At 38.8% G+C, this 25,590-nt stretch carries 16 protein-coding genes; 5 read left to right on the top strand and 11 right to left on the bottom strand.

The window, feature by feature from the left end:
* The first annotated feature begins 122 nt into the window (after nucleotides 1-122).
* Nucleotides 123-2,288, top strand: coding sequence for a serine/threonine-protein kinase (locus QNJ50_RS16180; RefSeq protein ID WP_300636994.1), 2,166 nt, complete (start codon nucleotides 123-125; stop codon nucleotides 2,286-2,288).
* Nucleotides 2,289-2,400: 112 nt separating this feature from the next.
* On the opposite strand, the gene QNJ50_RS16175 is transcribed toward QNJ50_RS16180, so the two are convergent.
* Nucleotides 2,401-3,594: a pre-peptidase C-terminal domain-containing protein gene (locus tag QNJ50_RS16175; protein WP_300636992.1), complete on the bottom strand. Its 1,194-nt coding sequence runs from the start codon at nucleotides 3,592-3,594 to the stop codon at nucleotides 2,401-2,403.
* Between the two features lie 750 nt (nucleotides 3,595-4,344).
* On the opposite strand from QNJ50_RS16175, the gene QNJ50_RS16170 reads away from it, so the two are divergent.
* Nucleotides 4,345-6,357, top strand: coding sequence for a serine/threonine-protein kinase (locus QNJ50_RS16170; RefSeq protein ID WP_300636990.1), 2,013 nt, complete (start codon nucleotides 4,345-4,347; stop codon nucleotides 6,355-6,357).
* 53 nt (nucleotides 6,358-6,410) lie between these two features.
* On the opposite strand, the gene QNJ50_RS16165 is transcribed toward QNJ50_RS16170, so the two are convergent.
* The 3 genes from QNJ50_RS16165 to QNJ50_RS16155 all read right to left on the bottom strand — a co-directional run bounded on the left by QNJ50_RS16165 (nucleotide 6,411) and on the right by QNJ50_RS16155 (nucleotide 11,909).
* Nucleotides 6,411-9,356, bottom strand: coding sequence for a chloride channel protein (locus QNJ50_RS16165; protein WP_300636987.1), 2,946 nt, complete (start codon nucleotides 9,354-9,356; stop codon nucleotides 6,411-6,413).
* A gap of 216 nt (nucleotides 9,357-9,572) precedes the next feature.
* Nucleotides 9,573-10,886, bottom strand: a complete 1,314-nt coding sequence (locus QNJ50_RS16160) for a TldD/PmbA family protein (RefSeq protein ID WP_300637008.1) — start codon at nucleotides 10,884-10,886, stop codon at nucleotides 9,573-9,575.
* A 156-nt stretch (nucleotides 10,887-11,042) separates the two neighbouring features.
* Entirely contained in the window at nucleotides 11,043-11,909 is an 867-nt protein-coding gene (locus QNJ50_RS16155; RefSeq protein ID WP_300636985.1) for a Tab2/Atab2 family RNA-binding protein, read from the bottom strand.
* 26 nt (nucleotides 11,910-11,935) lie between these two features.
* On the opposite strand from QNJ50_RS16155, the gene QNJ50_RS16150 reads away from it, so the two are divergent.
* Entirely contained in the window at nucleotides 11,936-12,061 is a 126-nt protein-coding gene (locus QNJ50_RS16150; RefSeq protein WP_300636983.1) for a hypothetical protein, read from the top strand.
* A gap of 282 nt (nucleotides 12,062-12,343) precedes the next feature.
* Nucleotides 12,344-12,577 (top strand): hypothetical protein, encoded by a 234-nt coding sequence (locus QNJ50_RS16145; protein ID WP_300636981.1) that lies wholly within the window; start codon nucleotides 12,344-12,346, stop codon nucleotides 12,575-12,577.
* A gap of 641 nt (nucleotides 12,578-13,218) precedes the next feature.
* Here QNJ50_RS16145 and QNJ50_RS16140 read toward each other — a convergent pair.
* Nucleotides 13,219-14,568, bottom strand: a complete 1,350-nt coding sequence (locus QNJ50_RS16140; protein ID WP_300636979.1) for a GUN4 domain-containing protein — start codon at nucleotides 14,566-14,568, stop codon at nucleotides 13,219-13,221.
* A 103-nt stretch (nucleotides 14,569-14,671) separates the two neighbouring features.
* Here QNJ50_RS16140 and QNJ50_RS16135 point away from each other — a divergent pair, with 103 nt between their 5' ends.
* Nucleotides 14,672-14,989 carry a hypothetical protein gene (locus QNJ50_RS16135; protein WP_300636977.1) on the top strand — a complete coding sequence of 106 codons (318 nt, stop codon included), beginning with the start codon at nucleotides 14,672-14,674 and terminating at the stop codon, nucleotides 14,987-14,989.
* A gap of 31 nt (nucleotides 14,990-15,020) precedes the next feature.
* Here QNJ50_RS16135 and QNJ50_RS16130 read toward each other — a convergent pair whose 3' ends face one another.
* The 6 genes from QNJ50_RS16130 to QNJ50_RS16105 all read right to left on the bottom strand — a co-directional run bounded on the left by QNJ50_RS16130 (nucleotide 15,021) and on the right by QNJ50_RS16105 (nucleotide 24,385).
* Nucleotides 15,021-15,326, bottom strand: coding sequence for a HigA family addiction module antitoxin (locus QNJ50_RS16130; protein ID WP_300636975.1), 306 nt, complete (start codon nucleotides 15,324-15,326; stop codon nucleotides 15,021-15,023).
* Nucleotides 15,327-15,380: 54 nt separating this feature from the next.
* The gene (locus tag QNJ50_RS16125; protein ID WP_300637006.1) at nucleotides 15,381-16,235 is read right to left on the bottom strand and encodes an FAD-binding domain-containing protein; all 855 of its coding nucleotides are present in this window, start codon (nucleotides 16,233-16,235) and stop codon (nucleotides 15,381-15,383) included.
* 166 nt (nucleotides 16,236-16,401) lie between these two features.
* Complete coding sequence (gene gap / locus QNJ50_RS16120; RefSeq protein ID WP_300637004.1) at nucleotides 16,402-17,451, bottom strand: type I glyceraldehyde-3-phosphate dehydrogenase; 1,050 nt, start codon at nucleotides 17,449-17,451, stop codon at nucleotides 16,402-16,404.
* 452 nt (nucleotides 17,452-17,903) lie between these two features.
* Entirely contained in the window at nucleotides 17,904-18,914 is a 1,011-nt protein-coding gene (locus QNJ50_RS16115) for a 2-hydroxyacid dehydrogenase (RefSeq protein ID WP_300636973.1), read from the bottom strand.
* Between the two features lie 161 nt (nucleotides 18,915-19,075).
* Complete coding sequence (locus QNJ50_RS16110) at nucleotides 19,076-21,664, bottom strand: glycogen/starch/alpha-glucan phosphorylase (protein ID WP_300636971.1); 2,589 nt, start codon at nucleotides 21,662-21,664, stop codon at nucleotides 19,076-19,078.
* Between the two features lie 330 nt (nucleotides 21,665-21,994).
* Nucleotides 21,995-24,385, bottom strand: coding sequence for a phosphoketolase (locus tag QNJ50_RS16105; RefSeq protein WP_300636969.1), 2,391 nt, complete (start codon nucleotides 24,383-24,385; stop codon nucleotides 21,995-21,997).
* Nucleotides 24,386-25,590 lie beyond the last annotated feature (1,205 nt).

The following is a 25,590-nucleotide window of genomic DNA, read 5'->3' as shown; positions in this document are numbered from 1 at the left end:
AGAATCGTCAATCAATGACAAAAAAATGCAAGATTAGAATTCAAAAAAAAAGCAACAATATTAACAAGCAAAATTGGAGAAAGAGCTATCATAGTTTTGAGAACATTTACATTAGCTAGATAATGCTGTGCTGCCTAAACCCCGATTGCCCAAATCCCCACAACCCAGATGGGATAAGGTATTGCCAGAGTTGCAGCGCAACACTTAAACCCCTGCTTAGAGGTCATTATCGAATTACTGGAGTACTTTCAGATGAGGGTGGATTTGGTCGAACCTACTTAGCAGAGGATTTAGATAAGCTCAATGAACTTGGTGTAGTAAAACAATTAGCACCGAAAGTTCACGGAACCTGGGCTTTAAATAAAGCAATTGAGCTATTTAAACAAGAAGCAAAGCGCCTGCAAGAACTAGGTAGAAATCAAAGAATACCAAGATTACTGGCATACTTTGAAGAAGATAATTACTTATATTTAGTACAAGAATTTGTTGATGGATTGAATCTATTTAAAGAACTGCAGCAACGTTCAAAATATAATGAAACAGAGATAAGAGAACTGCTGCTTGACCTACTACCCGTTCTCAAATTTATTCACGAACATGGAGTAATTCATCGCGACCTCAAGCCACAAAATATCATTCGTCGTCAATTCGATAACAAGTTAGTATTAATTGATTTTGGCGCTTCAAAGCAGCTGACAGCAACAGTACAAACTAAACCCGGAACTACCATTGGTTCTTTTGGATACAGCCCCATAGAACAAATACAGGGTGGAGAAGTTTGTCCTGCAAGTGATTTCTTCAGCTTAGGAGCAACCTGTTTTCATCTGCTTAGCGGAATACCTCCATTTCATTTATGGACACAACAGGGTTACGGTTGGGTTTCTACATGGCGACAACATGTAAATAGTCCCCTGAGTAATGACTTTGCTCTGGTTATCGAACGTTTATTGAAAAAAGACATTCAAGAGCGCTATCAATCAGCAGATGAAGTGATTAGAGATTTAACTTTTCCTCTTACAGTTCCACCACCAACTCAAATACGAGCAAAACCGCCAACTAATGCAGTAAATATAGCAAATACTGTAAATCCAAAAGCTTCTTCATCTTCTCCGAGGGTAAAGTTATTTTCTGCATTCCGAAGACAAACATCTAACCAATCCCGCTCGCAAAGAATATCAAAAATAGCCTCTTCTTTAAATCTATCGAAACAGGATCTCAAATTAATACTTAAATGGCTAACGGCTGTTGCAATTCTTCTTTTTGGGTTAGTTGGTAGCCAAATTTATGGTTATGTCCGTTATGGATTTTTAGTATCAAATCCAATATTTTTGATTGCTAGTTTTCCCAGTAGTAATTACCTACAAAAAACCTTAAATGGACACAGTAATTCAGTCGCATCTTTAGCCTACAACCCAAATGGTCAAATCTTGGCTAGTGGTAGTTACGACAACACTATCAAATTGTGGAATTTAACAAAAAATAAGGAAATCAGTACTTTTAAAGGTCATTCCGCTTGGGTTGCAACTGTTGCAATTACTCCCAACAATAAAAACCTCATTAGTGGGAGTTATGACAATACGATTAAGCTTTGGAATTTAGTCAATGGGAAGCAAATCCGTACTTTTAAAGGACATTCTGATTCCATTGGAACTTTACTTGTAACTAAAGACGGTAAAAACATTATCAGTGGTAGTTTTGACCGTACTATCAAAGTCTGGAATCTGAGAAATGGAGAAGAAATCCGTACCTTAAGCGGACATTCATCAAAGGTATCTTCTATCGCTGTATCCCCCGATAACAAAATACTAGTCAGTGGTAGCGATGATAAAACTATCAAAATCTGGAATCTAGTTACGGGAGAGCTTATCCGTACCCTTGAAGGTCATAAAGGTAAAGTATCTTCTGTTGCAATTAGCCCCGATGGTCAAACTCTTGTTTCCGGAAGCCACGATCGCACTATCAAATTATGGAATTTGACTACAGGAGAAGAAATTCGTACTTTTACCGGTGGTTCCAAAAATTCCTCCAAAGCACATTCCAAATGGGTGAGCTGTTTAGCTATTAGTCCTGATGGTAATATTCTCGCTAGTGGTAGTGGCGATCGCACAATTAAACTTTGGAGTTTAGTGACGGGGGAAGAAATAGATACCCTTAAAGGACACTCTGGCTACATTACCTCCCTAAGTTTCTCACCTGCAATCGATCGAGAAGACATTCCTTATCAGCAGACTCTTTCTAGCGGTGCAATGGGAGATAACACTATTAAGGTTTGGCGAATGTCGCAATAGTGTTGGTAATGGGTAATGGGTAATGGGTAATGGGTAATGGGTAATGGGTAATGGTGATTGTTATTTTTTCGTATCACCTGTTAATCGTTATTGATACCTGTTAACTTACCTATTAAAAAATCGTCAGCCTGTAAGCTCCTGCTTGTCCTGGAGAAACTGAAGTTACGACAACATAATAAGTTCCATCTTCTGGTAACTTGGCTCGATCTATCAGAGCACTAAACTTCCCATCTTTGTCATTATTCGTCGCAACGATTTTTCCTTGAGAGTCAAGCAATACTACGTAAGGAGAAAATTCTTCAAAGGTGCTATCTACACGAATACTAACAAGCTGACCTTTCTCACCTTCAAACTGGGAAACATTGTAAGGACTACGATTTCTTCTTAAAATTGGACCGGTAGTACTTAAGTTATCTTTTTCATCAACAGTATAACTAGCTCTATCGTTCCTTAGCGCCAAACTATAACGACCCGTATTTCCTCGATCGCGCGTAGTTACACCAACAACGTAAGTACCATCTGCAGGTAGCCGAACAAATTCAAAAGCATCTCTTGAACCGGGACCAATTCCACCACCTCGCCTCAAAATTACATTACCATCAGGGTCAAGCAGATACATTAGTGGTTGCATGCTTAAATTACTAGATCTACGTCGATCTCCACTACCAAGCAACCTAATTTGAATCAGTTGATTTTCTCTACCTTCAAACTGGTAAAAATGGAAATGTCTGCCATTATACTCATAGTCACCTGGAGCTAAAACTCCTAAAGCAATATCTACATAATTAAGCTGGCGGTAATTAACTTCCCTGGAAGGAACAAGAGGTGAGGTTCTTGGATCTTCACGAGTTATTTGAGGTTGGGTATTACCTGGTTGGTTTCTTGGTTGTGGTGTGACGACGGGGCTTCTTGGTGCTGTTCTGGGTGCAGGACGGGCTGGTGCTGCTGTTCCAGTTCCAGGTACAGGGCGTGTTGGTGCTACTGTCCCAGGTGCAGGACTTGTTGGTGCTGCTGTCTCAGAACCTGGTGCTGGAGAAGTAGGTTGTATGGTATTTGATGATGCTGGAGGTTCTGCTGGTTGAGGGTTTATTGGTGTGGTTTCTTCCTGAGTTGGTGAAGGCTGTTGTGGTGTTTCAGATGTTTGTGGTGGATTGATTACGGGTATTTCTTCTATACCTTGTTGTACTATTTCCGGTCTCTCATCAGGTGTTTTAGCTATAAGTAAGGTGTTTTTATCATCTAATATTTCTACCATTAAAGCGTTTACAGGTAGAGAATAACTAGCAACCAAAAAGCTACTAAACAAAGATATAATAAATCTAAACTTAAGTCTAAATTCAAAAAACCTCAAATTAAAAAACCCCAAATCAAAAAACCTATAATCCAGTTTATGATGATATTCTTTGTTACTTTTGAAATTCATATTTGTTACTTGTTTTTTTGACTTATTTTTTACTTGTGAATATGACAAATCGCAATAAATTATTAGATTTTTATTTAGAGAATGTTTGATAAATATCCTTGAAACTAATTAGGACTTTTTAGAGGGTTTATCCCTTTTAAAAAGGATTTTAAATTTTAGGTTATGCTAACGACAACCTGGTCTAATTTATTACTTTTAAAACATTCTCCAAATTTAGTTTTTTTATATTACATTGGATATTACCAAAAACATCAGTTTATTTTTTTTAGCTGCTAATCATAGCAATTATAATTGTGACTTGGTGTCAGCAAATGACAGTATGTCAGATTTGGGATTGTCACACTAAATACCGAAGAGCAGAGAATTACTCCAATTTCTTCAACCAGAGAGATAGAAATATAGTAATTTTTATGACTATGGGGTGATACGGACTACTTCGAATAATGATTAATGTATGATTTAGAATTGTGATTCAACTTTAGAAGCAAACCTTATAATTGAAACTTGCCCTAATTTCCCCTATGCTATAGCTGTGTCTTTTTCTTTTATGAGAAGAAATAGGTTAAGCATTTCGATCGCAACAAATCTCTGATACGAATTAACATATACTCGAAACACGGATGGATTCCCAGTATGATCTGCTGCCTGAATCCCGATTGCCAAAACCCAATGAACCCGGATGGGAATCAATGTTGCCAAACTTGTCAGACACCATTGATACCTTTGCTCAGAGGTCGCTATCGGATTGTAAAACGGCTTTCTGTTGAAGGTGGGTTTAGTATTACCTATCTGGCAGAAGATATAGACAAATTAAACGAACAGTGCGTTGTTAAACAGCTTGCCCCAAAAGTTCAGAATCAATCAACTTTAAAAAAAGCAGTCAAACTTTTTAAGGAAGAAGCTCAGCGTTTACAAGATTTGGGAGAACACCCACAGATACCCAATTTGTTGGCGTATTTTGAGCAAGATGGTTATTTATATTTAGTACAACAGTTTATTAAGGGTGATAATTTACTACAACACATGCAAGAGAATGGAAGGTTTAGGGAACCTGAAATTCGCAAGCTGTTATTGGATTTATTGCCAGTTCTGAAATTTATCCACGATAAAGGAGTAATTCACAGAGATATTAAGCCACAAAATGTGATTATTCGTGAAAATGATGGGAAGCATGTACTGATCGACTTTGGTGCTTCTAAGCTTTTAACCACAACTGTCAAAAATAAAGGGACAAGTATTGGTTCCCATGGTTATACCCCTGTGGAGCAAATGCAAGACGGTAAAGCTTACCCTGCTAGCGATTTATTCAGTTTGGGTGCAAGTTGCTTTTTTCTACTCACAGGTATTTCTCCATCTAAACAATGGATGGAAAAGGGCTATGCTTGGATTTCTACCTGGCGAAAACACTTTAATGGTTCTAACGGAGAAGGTATTTCCATCTCAATGGAATTAGGCGAAGTAATTGATAAATTACTCAAAGTAGATATTAAGGAACGTTATCAATCTGCAGATCACGTTCTTAAAGACTTAGTACCTCAACAAGTATCAGCTTCGGTCGCGACAACATTACTTAGCTCTGTACCGGGAAACTCAAATGAAGCAACAGTACAGGTACAGAAAAAACTTAAAAAGCAATGGTTCGTTAATGGTGGATTAATTCTATTAACTTTGGGTGGAGGAGTTTTTTGGTTTTTCAATCCACCGCTAATTCCTTTAATACCACCGGGATTATTTGTTAACAACTCTTCAGTATTTACATTAGTAGGACATGCAAGTGATGTAAATGCAGTTAACTTTTCTCCCCAAGGAGATAAACTTGCTAGTGGTAGTGATGATAAAACTATCAAAGTTTGGGATGTAACCAGTAGAGAAATAATTCGCACTATTGAGGGTCACTCTGGATGGATTTGGGATGTAGCTTTTAGTCCAGATGGTACAATTCTTGCCAGTAGTGGTAATGATAAAACTATTAAACTTTGGGATTTATCAACTGGTAAAGAAATTCGTACCCTCAGAGGACATTTACAGGGAGTTACTTCCATTGCTTTTAGTAAGGATGGTACAACTTTAGCTTCTAGTAGTGTCGATAGCACCATCAAACTATGGAATGTGGTTACAGGGGAGGAAATTCGAACATTGAAGGGACATTCTGCAGCAGTAAATTCTGTAGATTTTTCCCCCGATGGTTTTACTTTAGCTTCTGGTAGTTGGGACAAAAGCATAAAACTATGGAATGTGAAAACGGGAGAGAAAATTCGTACATTCAAAGGACACAAAGATAAAGTCTTTTCTGTTGCTTTTGCTCCTGATGGGAATACATTAGCTTCCGCAAGTAGAGATAAAACTGTGAAAGTATGGAATTTAGCTACAGGAAAAGTAAGCAAGACTCTCCAAGGACATACAGATAAAGTAAATTCAGTTGCTTATATACCCAGTGAAACTGACAGTCAGTCCAACAAAGATCCAATACTTGTTAGTGGTAGCAATGATAATACTATTAAGTTATGGAATTTAAAAACTGGAAAACTAATTAATACCCTCAAAAAAGATGTCGGTTACATATACTCTGTAGCAACTAGTAAGGATGGAAAAAAAATTGCTGGTGGTGGTAGCGCCGAAAATATTGTGAAAATTTGGCAACTTTAGTTGGGGATTGGGGTAAGTCCGCACCGCTATCGCGGTGAATGGGGATTGGGAGATTAGTTATTGTCTTCTGAATTCTGATTAGTTCCGGCTTTTATAGCAGATTTCGTCAAACTCTGCCGCAAATGTGCAGCCTTTTCTGATTTCTGACTACTACCGTTCTTGAATAACTCAGTCTGTTGTGATTGCGAACTTTGGTCACAAGGTAAATCATTTAAAGATGCTGTTTGTTGTGACTCCTGACTCATACTTGTTTTTAAAAAGCTTGTCTCTTCTGAGTTTTGGCTTGTTGCTTCTACCTCGCTTGCATGTAATTCTCCATAACTCATTGCTCCTCGAACCAAAATCACTGTACTCTCAACACCAAAAGCAATTGCATCAGGAATATTTTGTTTGATTGATAGCATTCCTTGCTGAGAAGCGCCAACTACCACAACATCATAATGTTTTTCGTTCGCCAGTTCGATAATACCTGCAGATACTGATTTTGCTTTTATCGGTGCAGCAATTACTTCGCTTGAAGATTCTCGAGTTTTAATTAGATGACGAACTTTTTCTTCCAAAGATTTCATATCTGGTTTATCTTCAGATGGTTTAACAACCCGAGTTAAACAAATTTTCGGTTTTTTGGCTAAGGTTACAAATGCTGGTAATAAATCTATCCCTGCTTTTGCATTCAGACCACCAGCTGTAGGAATCAGCCAACTTTTGAAAGAAGGACTTACAGGGAAGGAATCAAATTCAGTTGATAAAATAGACTTAAGTTTAGTGTTATTTTGATTGGCTGGCTTGACAACAATAACTTCGCAACTTGCTTTACGGATAATCTTATCGACGGTATTTCCAAAAATTTTACCCGGGGTACTTGTATTACCTTTCCATCCCATTAATAGTAGATCGATGTGACGTTCTTGGATCGCTTCTAAAATTGTTTGGGCTACATTATTCGCAACCCGAATTTGAGTGTGTACGGAAATTTTATGATTTAGTGTATTTTTAGCTAAATTTTGTGCTTTTTCGATCAATTTGCAAATTCTTGTATCGTCTATCTCCGTCTCAGATGGAAGATGACCAGGGGGAATAACTATTATTTGCAAATACTCTATTTCATAATTTTTATCACGAGCAATAGCAGTTGCTATTTTCACTAAGGTATTAGCAGTTTCAGGATTTGCGATCGGTACTAATAATCTACCCGTACCAATACTAGGTGATTGGGTTTGATACACCACGTATGATGGCTCTTCTTGGGGTTCCACATTTTCTGGCTCGCCATTGAAATGCTTTGCTGTTGCCCGGATAATATCAGTACGGGTAATGATTCCTACTAATCTCTTACACTCTAATACTGGTAAGCGAGTAATTTCATAGCGATCTAAGATACACAAAACACTACTAAGATTTTGGGTAGGAGTTACTGTAATTGGGTTGGAAGTCATGATTTCTCTGACACTTATACTTCCATTGCGAAGACGAGTTAAATCTGTTTTGTGTATGTCTATTTGTGTAATAACTCCTACTAATTTCCCAGACTCCAAAACAGGAAAACCCCGATATGGAGAGTTGGAAAATCTTTGAAAAGCTTCCTCATAGCTCATGTCAGCATCTAGGGTCTCTACTGGATAGTGCATGACATCTTCAACTGTCAATTTACCTAAAACATTTTCTGTAGGATTTTGCTTTTGGACTTTGGTACCTTTTAATTGCAAAAGTTTATCATTTAAAGAACCAGGAGCTATCTTATCTGAGATGATATAGGATATTACGGAACCAATCATCAAGGGTAAGACCAAGTTAAAATCTCTGGTCATTTCAAAGATAATTACAATCGCTGTAATTGGTACTTTAGAAAAACCACTAAAAAATGCTCCCATTCCCGCCAAAGCATAAGTGGTAGGAGAAATTCCTGGTATAAATAATTCTGCAACTCTACCAATGCCATAGCCCAAACTAGAACCTAATATTAAACTTGGACCAAATAGACCAGCAGGTGCACCGGAACCAAAAGCTATAGAAGTCAGACAAAAGTGAGTAACAAAAACAACTGCAGCTCTGAAGATACTTGATTGACCTGTGGTCATAAATTCCCGTATACCAGCATTATTGCGAAAATCTTCCGGGAGAAATGCAATAACTATTCCACAAATTAATCCAACTAAAGCAACTCGCAACGAAAGACTGATGTTAAACCTTTTATATACATTGATGCTAAGTAAGAGACAGCGATGGAATAAAGCTGCAAATATTCCAGCAAGTACCCCTAAAAGTAAATAAAAGGGAATTTCGGGAAGGGAAAAACTACTGTTGTATCGTGTTAATTGGAGGTTTAAATCTAGACTATTATCTCCCAATAGACGAGAGACAACACCACCAATAAAAGAAGCCATGATGGCGGTACCTAGAGTTAATCCTGATAAATCATGGAGTAACTCTTCAACTACGAACAACACACCAGAAATAGGTGCGTTAAATGCAGCTGCTAACCCTGCAGCTGCACCTGCGGTAATCATTTGACGTCTACGAACTGGAGAATTTGGTACCCAACGACTTAAACCCCCAGCCAAAGAAGCACCTACATGCACAGTAGGTGCTTGTCGCCCCATTGTAATTCCGGAGCCAATGGTGATAATAGAAGCAAATAATTTTACAAATGCAACTCGCCAGGAAAGCCTGTTTTTGATGCAACTAAGAGATGCTTTGATTCGAGGAACACCACCCCCTGCGGCCTCTGGGGCAAACCTTTCAACCATCCAGCCAGCAAGGAATCCAAGAGAAATTCCGATGAGTGGTAACACTAACCATGGAGGAAGTTCAGAAGCTGCTCGAAGGCGCATAGTCCCCAGCCATCCCGAACAATTTTTAAGAAAAACTGCAGACAAGGCAGCAAATATACCAATTACAGATGCTTCTGTATATGCGGCAAAGCTGCGAGTACCTAGGGGTATACCTCTTCTGGATTTCCAATGGCGAGAAAACCACTGGATCATCATAGGAGGAAACATAATAATCGTTTTTTTGTTAGTATTGACCTAACTTTAATGTTGCAGGCTATAACATTAACTATACATCTTTTTCGGTATTTCTCTGCTCAAATAAAAATAAAAGATTAAAATAGGGTGATTGATTTATTTAACAATTAACCAACCACCCAGTTAGTTGTATATATTGCAAACAGACTCACCATATACGACAAAGGCTTTAGTGATTCTTTAAAGGCTTTAGTGATTTTTTGTGGTGATAAATAAACCATCGACGATTAAGGATGGAGTATAACAAGAACCATTCCAATCAGCGTCGCCCCCCAATTTTACAACTTGCTTCAGGGCTGTATATATATTTCCAGATACCATAGTATCTTTAACCCGCCCAATGATTTTACCGTTACGTACTTGGTATCCCAAATCAACATTAATGGCAAAATCGCCGGAAATCCCACCTCCACCACCTAACATTTGGTCTACAATCAAGCCATTACCCATGTATGAGATTAAATCTTCAAGAGATAACAACCCCGGTTGAATGAGGAAATTAAATAAACCCGGAGAAGGATAGCTACCCAAACCTGGTCGAAAACCATTACCCGTTGTACCGGTACCTAAATTACTTCCTGTGCTGCGATCGCAATAAAAATCTTTTAATACTCCATCCTGAATAAACACGCGATCTTGGGTGGGATAACCTTCATCATCAAAAGGACAACTGTAAGGACCAGCTTGAGGATCTTGGAAAACAGTTAACGAATCAGAAATTACCTGCTGACCAACACGTTCAGCCCAAGGGGAAGCATTTTCTAAAACCCTTTTACCATTTAACGCTGCTTGTATGGTTCCCCACAGCATATCAGCAGCTTTAGAAGTAAAAAGAACAGGAAATCTACCATTAGTGGCTTGAGTATTTTCCTTTGCCCAAGATAAACGCTGGAGAATTTGCTGTGCTACCCCTTGGGGATTTAATTGATTCCGTTCAGTTTGACCGTCGGAAACACTTAAAAAATCATCACCTCGCACCCATTCAGCCGAAAGGAAACAACTGAGGGTAGTATCAGTATAGTGACAATCTAAACCTTGGGTGTTAATGAGTCTGGTATTTTCTGTATCACATTCCCAATCACCAGTACAAATAACTTCTGGATAAGTCTCGCGAACCAGAGAAATTGTTTTTTTACCCCACTCCACCATTTTTTCTACAGGAATTTTTTTACCCAAGTCGGGATAAGCAGGTTGGGAGTTGCTGACTAATTGAATTGTTTCTGGCTGGTTAAGTTTACTAGAAGCGATCGCTCTTTGTACCATTGCGTGTGGTTCTACAGTTCCATAAGCCACCGTCAGTCCAGGACGTCCATCGCACCACAACCGCAGTGCAGTTCCTTCAGATTGACTGGTTTCTACTTGTTTGAGACGATTAGCCTCAAAAAATATCGGTTTTGAAAGCGATTTGGACTGATATACTTCAGCTACTTCTGCCCCGGACTTTAAGGCTAATTCTAGCAATTCCTCTGCGAGGGTATCTTGTAAAAAATTTTCAGAAGGCATGATTTCAAGTGGCTGTACGATTGAGAGTTGGGCATTGGAACGCTCCATGTTTAGGGGTCGAGTAAAGGTTAGTGTCAAAACAAAGACTTTAGAAAAAACCCCCTTCGTTATTCAACACTTTACCCATTTCCTATTCCCTATTCCCCCCAAATAAATTTACGGTAGATTGACTTCTTGTAACAGCCAAAAACCGGCAAAAGATTCAGAGTTAGGATCAGACTGTACCCCAAGAAAGTGAATACCATTAGCTTTTTGTTTTGCTTCTTCAAAACGTGAAGCTTCTGCTTTGATTTTTGGATTACCCAAATTCGCCAAAATCCAGCTTTCCGTTGCACCAGTTTCCAACAACAATTTTTCACCTTGGGGACTGTTGTAAAGTTTCAACCAAGCCATTTCCAAGCCGGACATCCAGCCAGCTAAAGGTAAAGCTCTTTGTGAAAATATTAAAACTCCAGGAATTTGAGTGTCTGGGGATATTCCTCCCATTTCTAGGGGAAAAGCTTCGCCAAAATCAATATCCCACTCTGGCATATCATTGAAATCAGCAGCTGATAAGGTTACAAATCCCCACTGTTGACCTTCTAAAGCATCTGGTAAGCGTTGCGCTAAAGGAGCATCCAAACGTACCGAAGGATTAGTACCAGCTTTATAACCCTCTTCTTGTGGGTATACTTCTTCCATTCGTTGTCGCAACCATTGGTTGAGTAACAGAGTACGTCGGCTGGGTAGTGCTGGAATACCAACATCTTTACAAGCTTTAGTAATCATATTGTTCATTTGACGGCGGAAAAAGCGGATTTTTACCGGCGTATTATCAGCTTTTTCAATTGCTTCTTCTAACGCCGTCCGTAGCCATACAGAATTTACCGTCTTACTAGAACAGTATTTGGCGTATCGAAATAAAGAATCAGTATTTGTGCGGATATCCAGAGGACTTTCGCAAATTAATACTTCCCAAACTTTTTTTTGATTCTCATCCAAAATTGGACGGGAATAGTAATCCAGTTCCCAGATGCTGCCCATGTTAAGCTGTTAAAACTTGGTTTCCTTTGTCATATTTTCATGATACGAGTCTTTGGGCGATTAGGGATTGGCGATTGGCGTTAGCATTAGCGAAGCGTGAAGTTAGTCATAGCGTGACGCGACAGCGTCATATGGGGATTAGGGATTGGTAATGAGTGATGAGTAATGAGTAATGAGTAATGAGTAATAATCGATTTTTGTTTTCTTAGGAATATGGATTAAATAAAGTACAAAAGTAGGGTGCTGTTAGCATCGCGTAACGCACCACTCCAAATTTCAGAATTACAGGTTATTAAATTCTCATTCCTTAAGATTTGAAAGATTAATGTTAGATTTCAGATTTAAGTGTTAATCAAAGTTGTGGGTTATCAAATACAAAATTACTATTTACTTCATTCGTAGCGTCAGCTACGCAGCAATCAGATTTTTTTGCTTTGGGACGGACATTTGTTTATTTGCTCACAGTTCAAGACCCAAACCAATTTTACGATCCACAAACTGATGAATTGAATTCTAGTTTTGATTTAGACTTGAGTTCGGGTTTAATATTCAATTTTAGTTTTGCAACGGCGATGGCTACTGGTATTACCTTTCACAGCATAATTGCCGGAATAGTTTTGAAGTGGTTATCGAGAAATTCTGCTTCTAAGGTAATTGGGAATGGGTAATGGGTAATTGTCTTATTTATGGTTGAGATATTTCAATTTCGTTAAGCTAAATTAAATATATATAGTGTCCACATTTATAAGATTTTCGTAGGGTGCGTTAGGCGCGAAAGAAAATATCTGTTTGAGGTCACCTTTATTACCGCGCCGTAACGTACCAACCCAAGATTAATATATTGAGGAATGATTGAATTATAAAATTCGGAATGGTGCGTTACGCTACGCTAACAGCACCCTACTTTTGCTTTTTATTTAATTTATATTTCCAAGCCATTTTGAGAAGAAAATTTTCAAGCGATCGCAATTTAGAAATAGAAATACATTGGGACACACATTGCTGCACCCCTAAAGGTAAAAAAATATGATGTGGAGTAATTTTTTGAAAATTTTGAAAATTCTTAATGGCTCGTTCCCCCCGCAATCTTCAAGCAGGTAATTAAGTCAGAAATAATGACTGAGAAACAGGTAGGCAATCTTATTGACAAATACGAACAAATAAATAAAATTATTGCTAAGTCGATAGTGACAACTAAAAATAAATTAAATAAACAAGCAAACGAATAATTTTTGACTTTTGACTTTTTACTTATGTCCTACGGACACGCTTTGCTAATGACTTCCGCGAAGCGGTTAAGCCCTATATGTTACACTTCACAAGCCGAGACGCGAGAGAAGAAGCCCGCGCGAATAATACGCCAAAAAAGCGAATTTCCATCCGAAACCCCCAACAGTAACATCATTGTAAGGTAATGGAAATCATATAAAATGGAAATCGGGAGATGTCCCACTGGGGCATTCAAGGTAAATGTAATATCATTGTAGTCTAGCCAGCTATTGTTCTTACGCCAGCCCAGAGCATCGCCCAAGGCTTTCTCCATTTCATAATTGACTTTTCCTTTTCCACCACACTCTAGCCAAATACGCTTTTGTACGCTAAAACCAAAGTGACCATCACTGTACCTTACCCAAAGTTGGTCAATTGTGCGCAAGTCTGTGCAAGGAAAGTTTTCGATTGACTCGTAATCTAACCAGCCTTCTTCTTGTCTGTTAGCAGCTTGAAGCATTACTTTGAGAGTTTCCTTATCTGCTGCTTTCCAATTCTGTGCTTTGAGGAAATCTCGTAGTTGAGTGTAATCGACTCCTTTCTCTGAACTGAGGTCATCCTCTGGTGGTGGTTTCTTTATGGTTATGGGGTTTGACTTTGGCTGAGTATTTACAGGTGGTTGATTACTTGAATTTTTTCCACTAATCGCCTGAATTATTTTTCCCATTGGGTCAGAATCTCTACGTGAGCGAAAATCTACCCGTTGGTTTCTCCAAATCCAATTGACATCTTGTGAGTGGAAAGTTTGAATGCTTTCTTTGGTTGCAGTACTCAGAAGTACAGGAATTACTTTGATTCCATCGAAAAAAATACCATCACAATATTCAATTTCTTTTCTTTGATATTGTCCCAAACCATGACCACCGACAAAAATCACAACATATCTACTGTTCCGAATTGCACGAGCTATGCTTTGTCTCCATAGCTCACCACCACTTAAATATTCATCTAAAAAGCATTTAAATCCCTGCTGTTGCAAAGCTTCTCTTACTTTTCTTACTTCATCCTTGTCCTGACTGTTGTGACAAAGGAAAATATCAAACTGCTGTGAAGTGTTTATTGTCTGCTCAAGTGGTGGGGGTTGTTCCACTACCAATTGTGTCTGATTAAGTTTTTGGCAAAATGGTTTTAACTTCGAATTATTTGGTCTACCAACTTCTGGTTCGCATGCTGCGATTAAAAGTTCTTCTACTTTTCCATTAGCTTCAGCCCACTGGATCAATTTAAAGATAACTTGCGCGTGGTTTTGACCTGTTACAATTTCATTTAAATTCTTATTTAATGCACAAAAATAAAGCATCATTTCCAAGTCTGTTGGACTAGGAAAGGCATTTAGAAGTGCTTGATGTAATTTACGACGTTCTTCTGGCTGTAGCTGATCCAGGGGCATTTTAATCAGTTACGTAATTCATCTACATATAAATATTCTTACAAGTTTACAAAAATAATTTCTTAAAGAATTTTCTGTATTGAGAAATTTGAATAAATTTTATATGGATAATACAACAATTTATCGTCCAGCATATATCCGTGTAATTGAACGACGAATGAACGGTTGGGCTTTTAGACACGGAGAACCGTTTATCAACCTGTATAATTTCCCTTGGTTAAGTCAAAAAGATTTATATGCAACATGGGGTACTTCCATGAAAAAAGTTGCTATTGAATTATTTAGAATTAATGGTGGTACCCAAGGATATTATTTAGCAGATTTGAAAGATAGAAAATATTACTACTGTGGAGTAGATTTTAGTTCGGTCAAAATCAAATTGCAAGAGATTGGAATAATGAATTCCTCAAAGGATGTTTAAAAAATCAGGTTATAGCTCGTAGCGCCATACCTCACCCCGTGGCTCTGAATTGGGAAATAGTTTTTAGTTCCTCTTCTTCTTCTTTGAGGACGTGGTAGAGTTCCCAAGCTTGTTGTAAATTCAACCAAAACTCCGAACTATTTCCAAAAAACTTCGATAACCGTACTGCTGTACTTGGTGTAATACCTCGCTTTTGGTTTACAAGCTCATTTATTCGCTGATACGGGACATGAAGTGCATCTGCAAGTTGTCGTTGGGTTACTCCCATCGGCTCGAGAAAATCTTTAAGTAGTATTTCACCTGGATGTGATGGGGGTCTATACTTGGGAATTTTCATAAGTATGAAATTTTTGACTTTTTACTTTTTACTTTTGACTTGCGCGCAGCGCCTCTAGCGTCGTTTTTTCTTCCCCTTTTGCCAACTCTGACTATTGGGCTTCCTAGTAAATTCTTTCTTCGGAAACAACTTCTCTTCTAATTCTTCGTAACTTCCCTCAAAATCACATTTACCCTTTAAAGAACATTCCTTACAGTAAACCCCTTCCGTATAACGTTCCAAGTTTTCCCGGTTAAAAAAGTAAGGTTTATGACTAAAGGTACTCGCAACCCATTGCCATGACATATTGTTACTTGCCGGATCGCCATCTAATAAGTGTTCCAAAAACCATTTTGCTCCAGCTTGCCAACGGATGCGCCGCCAATGGACGATATATGCAGCGATCCACATCCGCATATGATTGTGTAGATAACCAGTTTCCCGCAACTGACGACTAAAGCTATCAATGCAATTTAATTTTGTGTTACCTTCTCTAATTTCCTGTGGTAGTTCGGGCGCATATTCAGCAACACTGTAACCGGTTTTGTACTCTTCCCTATCTTCCCAAATACCATTTCCTAGTTTTAAATATAAACGTCGCCAATAATCCCGCCAACCAAATTCATTGATGAGTTTTGCCGCATCCTCATCACTATTAACCTTACCCAAGACAAAATCTCGTGCTTCTCGCAAGCTGAGAACCCCATGTCGTAAATAAGGAGATAGTCGCGTGACATCACCTTTAATAAAATTACGTGTTTTTTCGTAGCGTTTTGGTTTGACTTTTTGTAATGCTTTCTTAGCAGCTTGATGACCGCCTTTGATCTCACTGATATTATTGTCCCGTTTCGCAGCTTCGGGAAATTGTTCGCGTATATATGCTACTAGCTCGTCGCGGTTAGCAAAATCACGGCGCATATCTTGATTAATATTGCTTTTTTCTTTGTCTTTTGTCATATGTGCCGTAAGTACACATTAGGGTAAGAACACCAGTGTACCACTTTTATCAATCAGAGGCAGAGCCTCGATTTTCTGGTTCCCAGGCTGAGCCTGGGAACTAGAGTTTGGAGGCTCCGCCTCCTAGTTATAGAAAACCTTAAACTAGCGCAGCTTCTGCACCTGATAAAATCCCTTCTTTTTGTGCCATAAACATCATTAGGTCTATTACACGTTTTGAATAACCCCACTCGTTGTCATACCAGGAAACGATTTTAAAGAAATTGGAGTTAAGTTCAATACCCGCACCGGCATCAAAAATACTAGAATGGGAGTCGCCCCGGAAATCATTCGAAACTACTGGGTCTTCTGTATATCCCAAAACACCTTTTAGGGTCGTTTCCGAAGCAGCTTTCATCGCCGCGCAGATTTCCTTATAACTTGTGGCTTTTGTAGTCTTAAAAGTTAGATCGACTACAGATACATCAGGTGTGGGAACTCGGAACGCCATCCCAGTCAACTTACCTTTGAGTTCGGGTAAAACTAATGCTACAGCTTTAGCCGCACCTGTAGAAGCAGGGATAATATTTTGTGATGCACCGCGACCACCGCGCATATCCTTCTTGGAAGGTCCATCCACAGTGGGTTGGGTGGCTGTCATTGCATGCACCGTAGTCATCAATCCTTCAGCCAAACCAAAGTTATCGTTGATGACTTTAGCTACAGGAGCTAAACAATTAGTCGTACAACTAGCATTAGAAACAATTGTATCTTTACTGCTATCAAATAACTCGTGGTTTACACCCATGAGTAAAGTTTTGATTTTCTCTGGATCTTTAGTAGGAGCAGAAATTACAACTCTTTTCGCACCAGCTTGCAAATGATTTGCTGCTCCATCATATTTTGTGAACAGTCCTGTCGCTTCTACAACATAATCAACACCCAGCTTACCCCAAGGTAGTTCTGAAGGGTTGCGGACACTGACACAGGGGATAAAATTACCGTCAACAACGATGCCATCATCTTTCGCTTCAATAGTACCCTGGTAGCTGCCGTGGGTAGAATCGTATTTCAGTAAATAAGCTAAATTAGCTGGTGGAACTAAGTCATTGATTCCAACAAACTCAATGTTAGGATTTTTGATCCCAGCACGAAATACCAATCGACCAATACGACCAAATCCATTAATTGCAACTTTTAACTTTCCCAAGGTTTTACCTCCTAATATTTCCTTTTTAGTTGACGACTGTTTGAGTAATAGAGCAGGTTGCACACAGGTTTGACACTTGATGATAAGCTCACCCCTACTCTAGATTTGAGGCGATCGCGGGGAAATAATCAATGGAATTTGTTTCCAACGCCTTATATATTCAATGCCCCATATCCACCATTTGTGAATATTCTCTTGACCAGATTTTGACAGCCGACTCCGGTTGAAGGGGATTTAATTCATATCTTTTAAGATTTCGCCCTGAAAGTGAAGTTATTTAATAACATTTTGTGTGAGTAATGAGTAAGAGTTAAGCATTTTCGTAGGTTGGGTTAAGCCACAGCGCAACCCAAAAAACAGCCCGGATTGTTGGGTTATGTCCTACGGACATGCTTTGCTAACGCGTCTCTACGACTTCTTATCTCAGTTACTCATTACTTGTTACTTATTACTCAAACAGCTATTCCTTGCTCTGCTAAAACAAGATTGGGACAAGAACGCCCATTAGCTACATCAGTAATGTTTGATATGGTGGCTTCGGCAATATTTTGTAATGCGTTTCTAGTAAAAAATGCTTGATGTCCGGTTACAACTACGTTGGGAAAAGTTACTAAGCGTCCAAAAGTATCATCTTGAATAACTTGATCTGATAAATCTTCAAAAAATAAGCTTCCTTCTAATTCATATACATCTAATCCTAGGTGACCAATCCGACCTGACTTAAGACCTTGGATAACAGCTTTGGTATCAATGAGTCCGCCACGACTAGTATTAATTAGCATTGCACCAGGATTAAAATCCTTGAGTGATTCGCTATTAATCATGTGATGGGATTCTGGAGTTAACGGACAATGAAGGGAAACGATATCTGAATTCCTGAGTAGTTCTGGGAATTCTACATATTTGACTCCCATATCCAAACAAATGGGATTTTTATAGACATCGTAAGCAAGTAGTTTGCAACCAAACCCTCTCATTATTTGAGCAAAACAAACGCCGATTTTACCCGTACCAACAATACCAACGGTGGAACCATAAAGGTCAAATCCCAGTAAACCGTTTAGAGAAAAATTAGATTCCCGTACCCGGTTGAAAGCTCGGTGGTATTTGCGATTGAGAGTTAATATTAGTCCTACAGCATGCTCGGCGACAGCTTGGGGAGAATAAGATGGAACGCGGACAACTTTAATTCCTAGTTTTGCTGCTGTATGTAAATCCACATGATTGAAACCTGCAGAGCGCAAAGCAACTAGTTTTGTTCCTGTCGATGCAATTATTTTTAGTGTTTCGGCGTGCAGTTCATCATTAATAAATACACATACAGCCTCAAAACCCGAGGCTAAACTGGCTGTGTCCGGAGTAAGTCTTGGTTCAAAAAAAACTAGTTCGTGACCACTTTCAGCGTTTGCATCAGTAAGAAATTGGCGATCGTAGGTTTTAGTGTTAAAAACTGCGACTTTCATGTTTTGGTGATTGGGGATTAGTGATTGGAAAGGTGTAGAGGCAAAGATTTGCCCCATCACCCGTAAAATATACAATTTGCATTCCAAATCTTAAATAAGCTCTTATTACCAATTACCAATTACCAATTACCAAAGATCAATTAGCAATCAATAACTAGCAACTACCAATGAACTTTTGAAATCTGTAAGTTCATATCTTCGGGACTATATTCCTTCAATTCCACAGGTACGGGTTCAACATGCCAAATTTCTTTGCAATATTCACTAATTGCACGATCTGAAGAAAATTTACCCATTCGGGCTGTGTTGAGAATAGACATCCGGGTCCAATTGTCTTCTTGGCGATATGCTTGACTTACACGATCCTGAGTATCGATGTAGGACTGGTAATCAGCAAACAGCATGTACTTGTCATTGTATAACAATGAATCCAGTAAAGGTTGGAACAACTGGGAATCACCATCGGAAAAATGTCCGCAAGCAATTAGCTTTATTACTTCTTGCAATTGGGGGTTAGATTGATAATATTCTTGAGGATTATAACCTTTAGCTTTGAGTTCATATACTTCTGGGGTTGTTAAACCACATAAAAAGAAGTTCTCTGCACCAACTTCTTCACGAATTTCGACGTTGGCTCCATCTAAAGTCCCAATTGTTAAAGCACCATTGAGGGCAAATTTCATGTTACCCGTACCAGAAGCTTCTTTCCCTGCTGTGGAAATTTGTTCTGATAGTTCGGCTGCTGCATATATTTGTTGACTCATGGAAACGTTGTAGTTGGACAAAAATGCCACTTTTAGACGTCCTCCTAAGCTGGGATCGTCATTAACTACAGCAGCTACTGAATTGATCAGTTTGATGATTAATTTGGCAATGAAATAACCAGGTGCAGCTTTTCCACCAAAAATAAACGTCCGGGGAAGAATATCTTCATTGGGATTGCGTTTAATTCGATTGTAAAGGGTGATTATATGCAGTACGTTGAGAAGCTGGCGTTTGTACTCGTGCAATCGCTTAACTTGAACGTCAAACAATGAATTAGTATCAACCTGAATATTATTTTTGCGTTTGATGTATTCTGCTAAATCTTGTTTATTGGCTTGTTTTATTTCTCGCCATGTTTGTCTAAATTGTGGATCGTCGGCAAATTGTTCTAATTTTCTTAGTTCGTCAAGGTTAGTAATCCAAGCTTCACCTATTTTCTCAGTAATCAGGTTAGAAAGTCTGGGATTACCCAACAGTAACCAACGACGCGGTGTAACTCCATTAGTTTTATTAATAAACTTCTCTGGTGTGAGTTCGTAGAAATCCCGCAGAACATCTTGTTGGAGTAACTTGGTATGTAACGCAGCAACACCATTTATTTTACGGCTACCAACACAAGCTAGGTTCGCCATGCGGACTTTTTTATGGTCTCCTTCTCCTTCAATCAAGGAAAGTCTTGCTATGCGTTGGTTGTCGCCGGGATAACGTTTTCTAACTTCACTTAAAAATCGGAAGTTGATTTCATAGATAATTTCCAGATGTCGGGGAAGTAAACGACCAAATAGATTTACAGACCAACGTTCTAAGGCTTCTGGTAGTAAGGTATGGTTGGTGTAAGCAAAACAATTTTGGGTAATGTGCCATGCTTGCTCCCAATCCATTTGGTGAACGTCGATCAACAGTCGCATCAATTCGGCGATCCCGATAGATGGGTGGGTGTCATTAAGTTGAATAGCTGATTTCTCGTGCAGATCATCGAGTTTTTTGTAGTGGTAAAGATGACGGCGGATAATATCTTGTAAAGAACAGGAAACAAAGAAGTATTGTTGCTCTAAACGTAATTGCTTACCTTGGACGGTGTCGTCATTGGGATAAAGCACTTTGGAGATATTTTCAGAAAACATTTTGCTGGCTACCGCACCAAGATAATCTCCAGCATTGAAGGCATCTAAATCAAATTCATTGCTCGATTCTGCTTTCCACAATCGCAGAATATTTACTGTGTTTACTCCATAACCAGGAATAGGAGTATCATAAGGAATTCCAAATACTGTATGTTCTGGAATCCAATTAGTTTGGTAACGTCCGTTATTATCTGTATAGCTTTCTGTATGACCGCCAAATTTTACTTCGGTTCGATACTCTGGAAGAGAAACTTCCCAAGCATTACCAAAACTCAACCATTTATCAGGTTTCTCCGCTTGCCAACCATTACGAATTTCTTGCTCAAAAATTCCAAATTCATAACGAATACCATAGCCAACTGCAGGTATTTCCAAAGTTGCAAGGGAGTCGAGATAACAAGCCGCCAATCTTCCTAAACCACCATTACCTAATCCTGGCTCGTGCTCTTTTTCCAGGAGATCGTCTAGTTCGAGCCCTGATTCTCGCAGCACTTTGCGGACTCTTTCATATATGCCCAAATTGATTAAGCTATTACCGGTATAACGCCCCATCAAAAACTCTGCAGAAAGATAATAAACAATTTTTGAATCTTCCTGGATGTGAGTTCTAGCAGTTTGAATTCGCCTCTTGATTAACCGATCGCGCATACTACGGGCAATTGCCATATAGTAATCATACGGGGTTGCGAAGTAGTTATCTTTACCTTGTCCGTAATGAAGATTATCAACAATTGCCCGCTTAAGAGATTGTTCGCTCATCCCAGTACGGTCATCTTCAACCCGAACTAAACCGGAATCTGCGACTTGGGTATCTTGTGGTGCGAATTGGCGATAATCCCGATCAAATGACTTGTTATTCATTGTAAATTAAGAGAAAACAGATGGAGGATGATGATAACGAAGTATACAAGAATGATCGGGGTTTCGACGAGTATTTGGCGATCGGGAATTGGGGATCGGGCACTGGGCTTTAGGTAAAGGAAATTGGGGATCGGAGTATTAAGGTCGGGGATCGGGGGATACAGTATTTTATTCGTTTCAATAATTACATATCCCTATTCACCTTGTTCGCCATAGGCACATAACCTTAAAGTTGCTACAAGCCCATACAGTTTTTTCATTGCCACTAGCCGCGAGCGGCTAGGGCATATACCAGTTACCAATTACCCATTACCAGTAAAAAACGATCAATTAAATATCGTCATAACTCCAATGCCAGTCAAGAACTTCCGGCATATCTACTCCGTGTTCGGCAACGTAATGCTTATGTTCTATAAGTTTGTCTTGTAACATTTGTTTGACATAAGCAGCGGATGAGCCTAACTGAGGGACTCGTTCAATAACATCTATTGCCAGGTGGAAGCGATCCAGGTCATTCATGACCACCATATCAAATGGAGTGGTTGTAGTTCCTTCTTCTTTGTAACCCCGAACGTGTAAATTATGGTGATTAGTACGACGATAAGTGAGACGGTGGATTAACCAAGGATAACCATGAAAGGCAAAAATAATTGGTTTATCGGTTGTGAACAAACTGTCAAAGTCTTTATCGCTTAAACCGTGGGGATGTTCAGTCTCTGGCTGCAACGTCATTAAGTCTACCACGTTAACTACCCGGACTTTAAGATCGGGGAAGTTTTGTCGCAAAATATCCACAGCGGCTAATGTTTCTAAAGTCGGAGCATCTCCAGCACAAGCCATGACAACATCAGGCTCGCCACCTTGGTCATTGCTTGCCCATTCCCAAATACCGATTCCTTTAGTGCAGTGCTTGATTGCAGAATCTATATCTAAGTACTGTAATGATGGTTGCTTACCAGCAATAATTACGTTTACATAATTCTGACTACGCAGACAATGGTCAGTCACTGATAGCAAGCAATTAGCATCCGGTGGTAAATAAACCCGAATAACTTCAGATTTTTTGTTGACAACATGGTCGATAAAACCGGGATCTTGGTGGGAAAAACCGTTATGATCTTGTCGCCAAACGTGACTAGTTAGTAGATAATTCAAAGAAGCAATTGGTCTGCGCCAGGGTATATGGCGAGTTGTTTTTAACCATTTGGCATGCTGGTTAAACATTGAGTCGATAATGTGAATAAATGCTTCGTAACAGGAAAAATATCCATGACGACCAGTAAGCAAATATCCTTCTAACCAACCCTGACAAGTATGCTCGCTGAGAATTTCCATAACCCTACCGTCAGCAGCGAGGTTATCATCATAATCAAGGGTTTCGGCGACCCAAGTTCTTTTAGAAACATCAAATATGTCTGCAAGGCGGTTAGACGCTGTTTCGTCGGGACCAAATACCCGAAAATTGCGACTTTCCAAGTTGAGCTTCATCACATCCCGCAGGAACTTACCAGAAACGCGTGTAGCTTCAGCTTTAATTTCCGCAGGTTCTTTAACTTCCACTGCATAATCGCGAAAATCGGGCATTTTTAAGTCCCGCAGCAATATACCACCATTAGCATGGAGGTTATCACCCATCCGTAGGTGTCCTTCAGGAGCCAGTTCTGCTAGTTCCGCAATTAATTGACCATTTCCATCAAAGAGTTCTTCTGGCTTATAACTCTTCATCCAGGTTTCCAACTGTTTGACATGGTCTGGTTCCGCTGCCATATTCGATAGGGGAACTTGGTGCGATCGCCAATAATCTTCTGTTTTCTTACCATCAACTTCCTTAGGTCCCGTCCAACCTTTAGGCGATCGCAAAATAATCATCGGCCATTGGGGACGTTTGCTAAAACCATTTTTCCGAGCTTCTTCTTGAATATCTTTAATTTCATGAATTGCAGTATCCAAAGTTGCAGCCATCAATTGATGCATTTTTTCGGGATCGGAGCCCTCCACGAAATAAGGCTTATAACCATAACCAATAAATAGACTTTGCAATTCTTCGCGGCTCATTCTTGCCAAGATTGTTGGGTTCGCAATTTTATAGCCATTCAGATGCAAAACCGGTAGTACAGCACCATCATGAACCGGGTTAAGAAACTTGTTAGAATGCCAGCTAGTAGCTAAAGGTCCAGTTTCTGCCTCACCATCCCCAACCACACAAGAAACGATTAAATCAGGATTATCAAAGGCTGCACCATAGGCATGGGAAAGAGCATAACCGAGTTCTCCACCTTCATGGATACTTCCTGGAGTTTCTGGTGCTACGTGGGAGGGGACACCACCAGGGAAAGAAAACTGTTTGAACAGCTTCTTCATTCCCTCTTCATCTTGAGAAACGTTAGGATAATACTTACTATAAGTTCCTTCCAAATATGTATTTGCCACCAATCCAGGACCACCATGACCGGGACCAGCGATATAAATCATATCTAGGTTATTTTTCTTGATTACCCGGTTGAGATGAACATAAACAAAATTTAAACCAGGAGTTGTTCCCCAATGACCGAGAAGTCTTGGTTTAACATGTTCTATCTTGAGGGGTTCTTTAAGTAAAGGATTGTCTAAAAGATAAATTTGACCGACAGAGAGATAATTCGCTGCTCGCCAGTAAGCATTCATCTTACGTAATTCATCTGCTGCGAGCGGCTTTGTTTGTGGAGCACTTGCTAAAGTCATAAATTAAACTCCATTCAACTTCGTAAATAATATACTTTCAAAAATTACACTGTTACAGAATTAGTATTTTACTTAGCAGATACAGAAATGCAAGGTAAATAATCTTACTTTAATATCAATATTTGTTCCCCTTTAAAGTACTTAATTATCATTCATAAACAATCTTCATTAGTAATCAAACTTGATGATTTGTTGATTATTCCAATTAAAATCTATTTGGGAATTACCACTGTTTGCAAACTTTAGGAATAACAACTGGCTTGTCTAGATAACTGTGACAGATAAAAATTAAATTATTATTAAATTAATTTTTTATGTGATTATTCCGACAGCAAGCTAATAACATGAAAAAAATTTTAGCACGAAATACTATTACACCTTGCTATATTAACGAGATTTTAACCTCGTCAACAATTCACAAATACTTGTTTAGTTATCAAATAGATTGATGTTTATAATTAATTTTAATGATTTAATCTTGTAAAATTAATATGTATATCTTCTGGTTGATATAAATATGAATTGAGAAGATTACCATGGAAAGAATAAATAATTTTAATATTACCTTTTATTATTTTCGGATAAACTTTAGTGCTCGTCATTTAGGCTCAATAACAACCCAGTCTCATAACAAATGTGTAGTATTATTTGATGCAGGTGTCATAAAAATTACTCCGACCGCGCTCCTGTTTAAATACAAACAATATTAGCGTCAGAATTAAGCAAATACATAAAAAATTACTACTCTCTTATATTCACCAGTATTCGCACCATCAGGTTTAACTTTTAGACTGAGCATTGTATTTCTTGTTTGATGTTGAGATATGCAATAATTTTGTATTCTTAAGTTAAATAACTTTATTTACACATAATGCTTGTTGCATTTATTACTAGTGTTTGTCCGTAGAATAAAGCAAGCTGCTAATTATAAACTTGCCATGCATGTTTGGACTTCCTAATATCCCTAAATAAAGAGGTAACACCAATTCAACAGATTCTCTAGTAGAGACGTTGCAGTCCCTGTCGCGTCTCCTGAGAAATTTATTTGTCTGATTGTTTTCCTAATTGGTATTTGGCTTGCTTGCAGTATTAGCATTTTTATCCTGCCGAATAGAAAACAACGAAGACGAGGTAAACTTGCTCCCGTGATTGACTGCAGCGACAATCAAATAGGGAAAGGTGTACGTCGAGAGGAATAGCTAAAC

Source organism: Mastigocoleus sp. MO_188.B34, assembly GCF_030065675.1.
Taxonomy (GTDB): domain Bacteria; phylum Cyanobacteriota; class Cyanobacteriia; order Cyanobacteriales; family Nostocaceae; genus Mastigocoleus.
This window is presented reverse-complemented; position numbering and strand designations above follow the sequence as displayed.

What these genes read in the sequence shown, in the direction of transcription:
- QNJ50_RS16180 (WP_300636994.1), top strand. Translation starts at nt 123, where the DNA reads ATGCTGTGCTGCCTAAACCCCGATTGCCCAAATCCCCACAACCCAGAT.
- QNJ50_RS16170 (WP_300636990.1), top strand. Translation starts at nt 4,345, where the DNA reads ATGATCTGCTGCCTGAATCCCGATTGCCAAAACCCAATGAACCCGGAT.
- QNJ50_RS16165 (WP_300636987.1), bottom strand. Translation starts at nt 9,356, where the DNA reads ATGTTTCCTCCTATGATGATCCAGTGGTTTTCTCGCCATTGGAAATCC.
- QNJ50_RS16160 (WP_300637008.1), bottom strand. Translation starts at nt 10,886, where the DNA reads ATGCCTTCTGAAAATTTTTTACAAGATACCCTCGCAGAGGAATTGCTA.
- QNJ50_RS16155 (WP_300636985.1), bottom strand. Translation starts at nt 11,909, where the DNA reads ATGGGCAGCATCTGGGAACTGGATTACTATTCCCGTCCAATTTTGGAT.
- QNJ50_RS16140 (WP_300636979.1), bottom strand. Translation starts at nt 14,568, where the DNA reads ATGCCCCTGGATCAGCTACAGCCAGAAGAACGTCGTAAATTACATCAA.
- QNJ50_RS16135 (WP_300636977.1), top strand. Translation starts at nt 14,672, where the DNA reads ATGGATAATACAACAATTTATCGTCCAGCATATATCCGTGTAATTGAA.
- QNJ50_RS16130 (WP_300636975.1), bottom strand. Translation starts at nt 15,326, where the DNA reads ATGAAAATTCCCAAGTATAGACCCCCATCACATCCAGGTGAAATACTA.
- QNJ50_RS16115 (WP_300636973.1), bottom strand. Translation starts at nt 18,914, where the DNA reads ATGAAAGTCGCAGTTTTTAACACTAAAACCTACGATCGCCAATTTCTT.
- QNJ50_RS16110 (WP_300636971.1), bottom strand. Translation starts at nt 21,664, where the DNA reads ATGAATAACAAGTCATTTGATCGGGATTATCGCCAATTCGCACCACAA.
- QNJ50_RS16105 (WP_300636969.1), bottom strand. Translation starts at nt 24,385, where the DNA reads ATGACTTTAGCAAGTGCTCCACAAACAAAGCCGCTCGCAGCAGATGAA.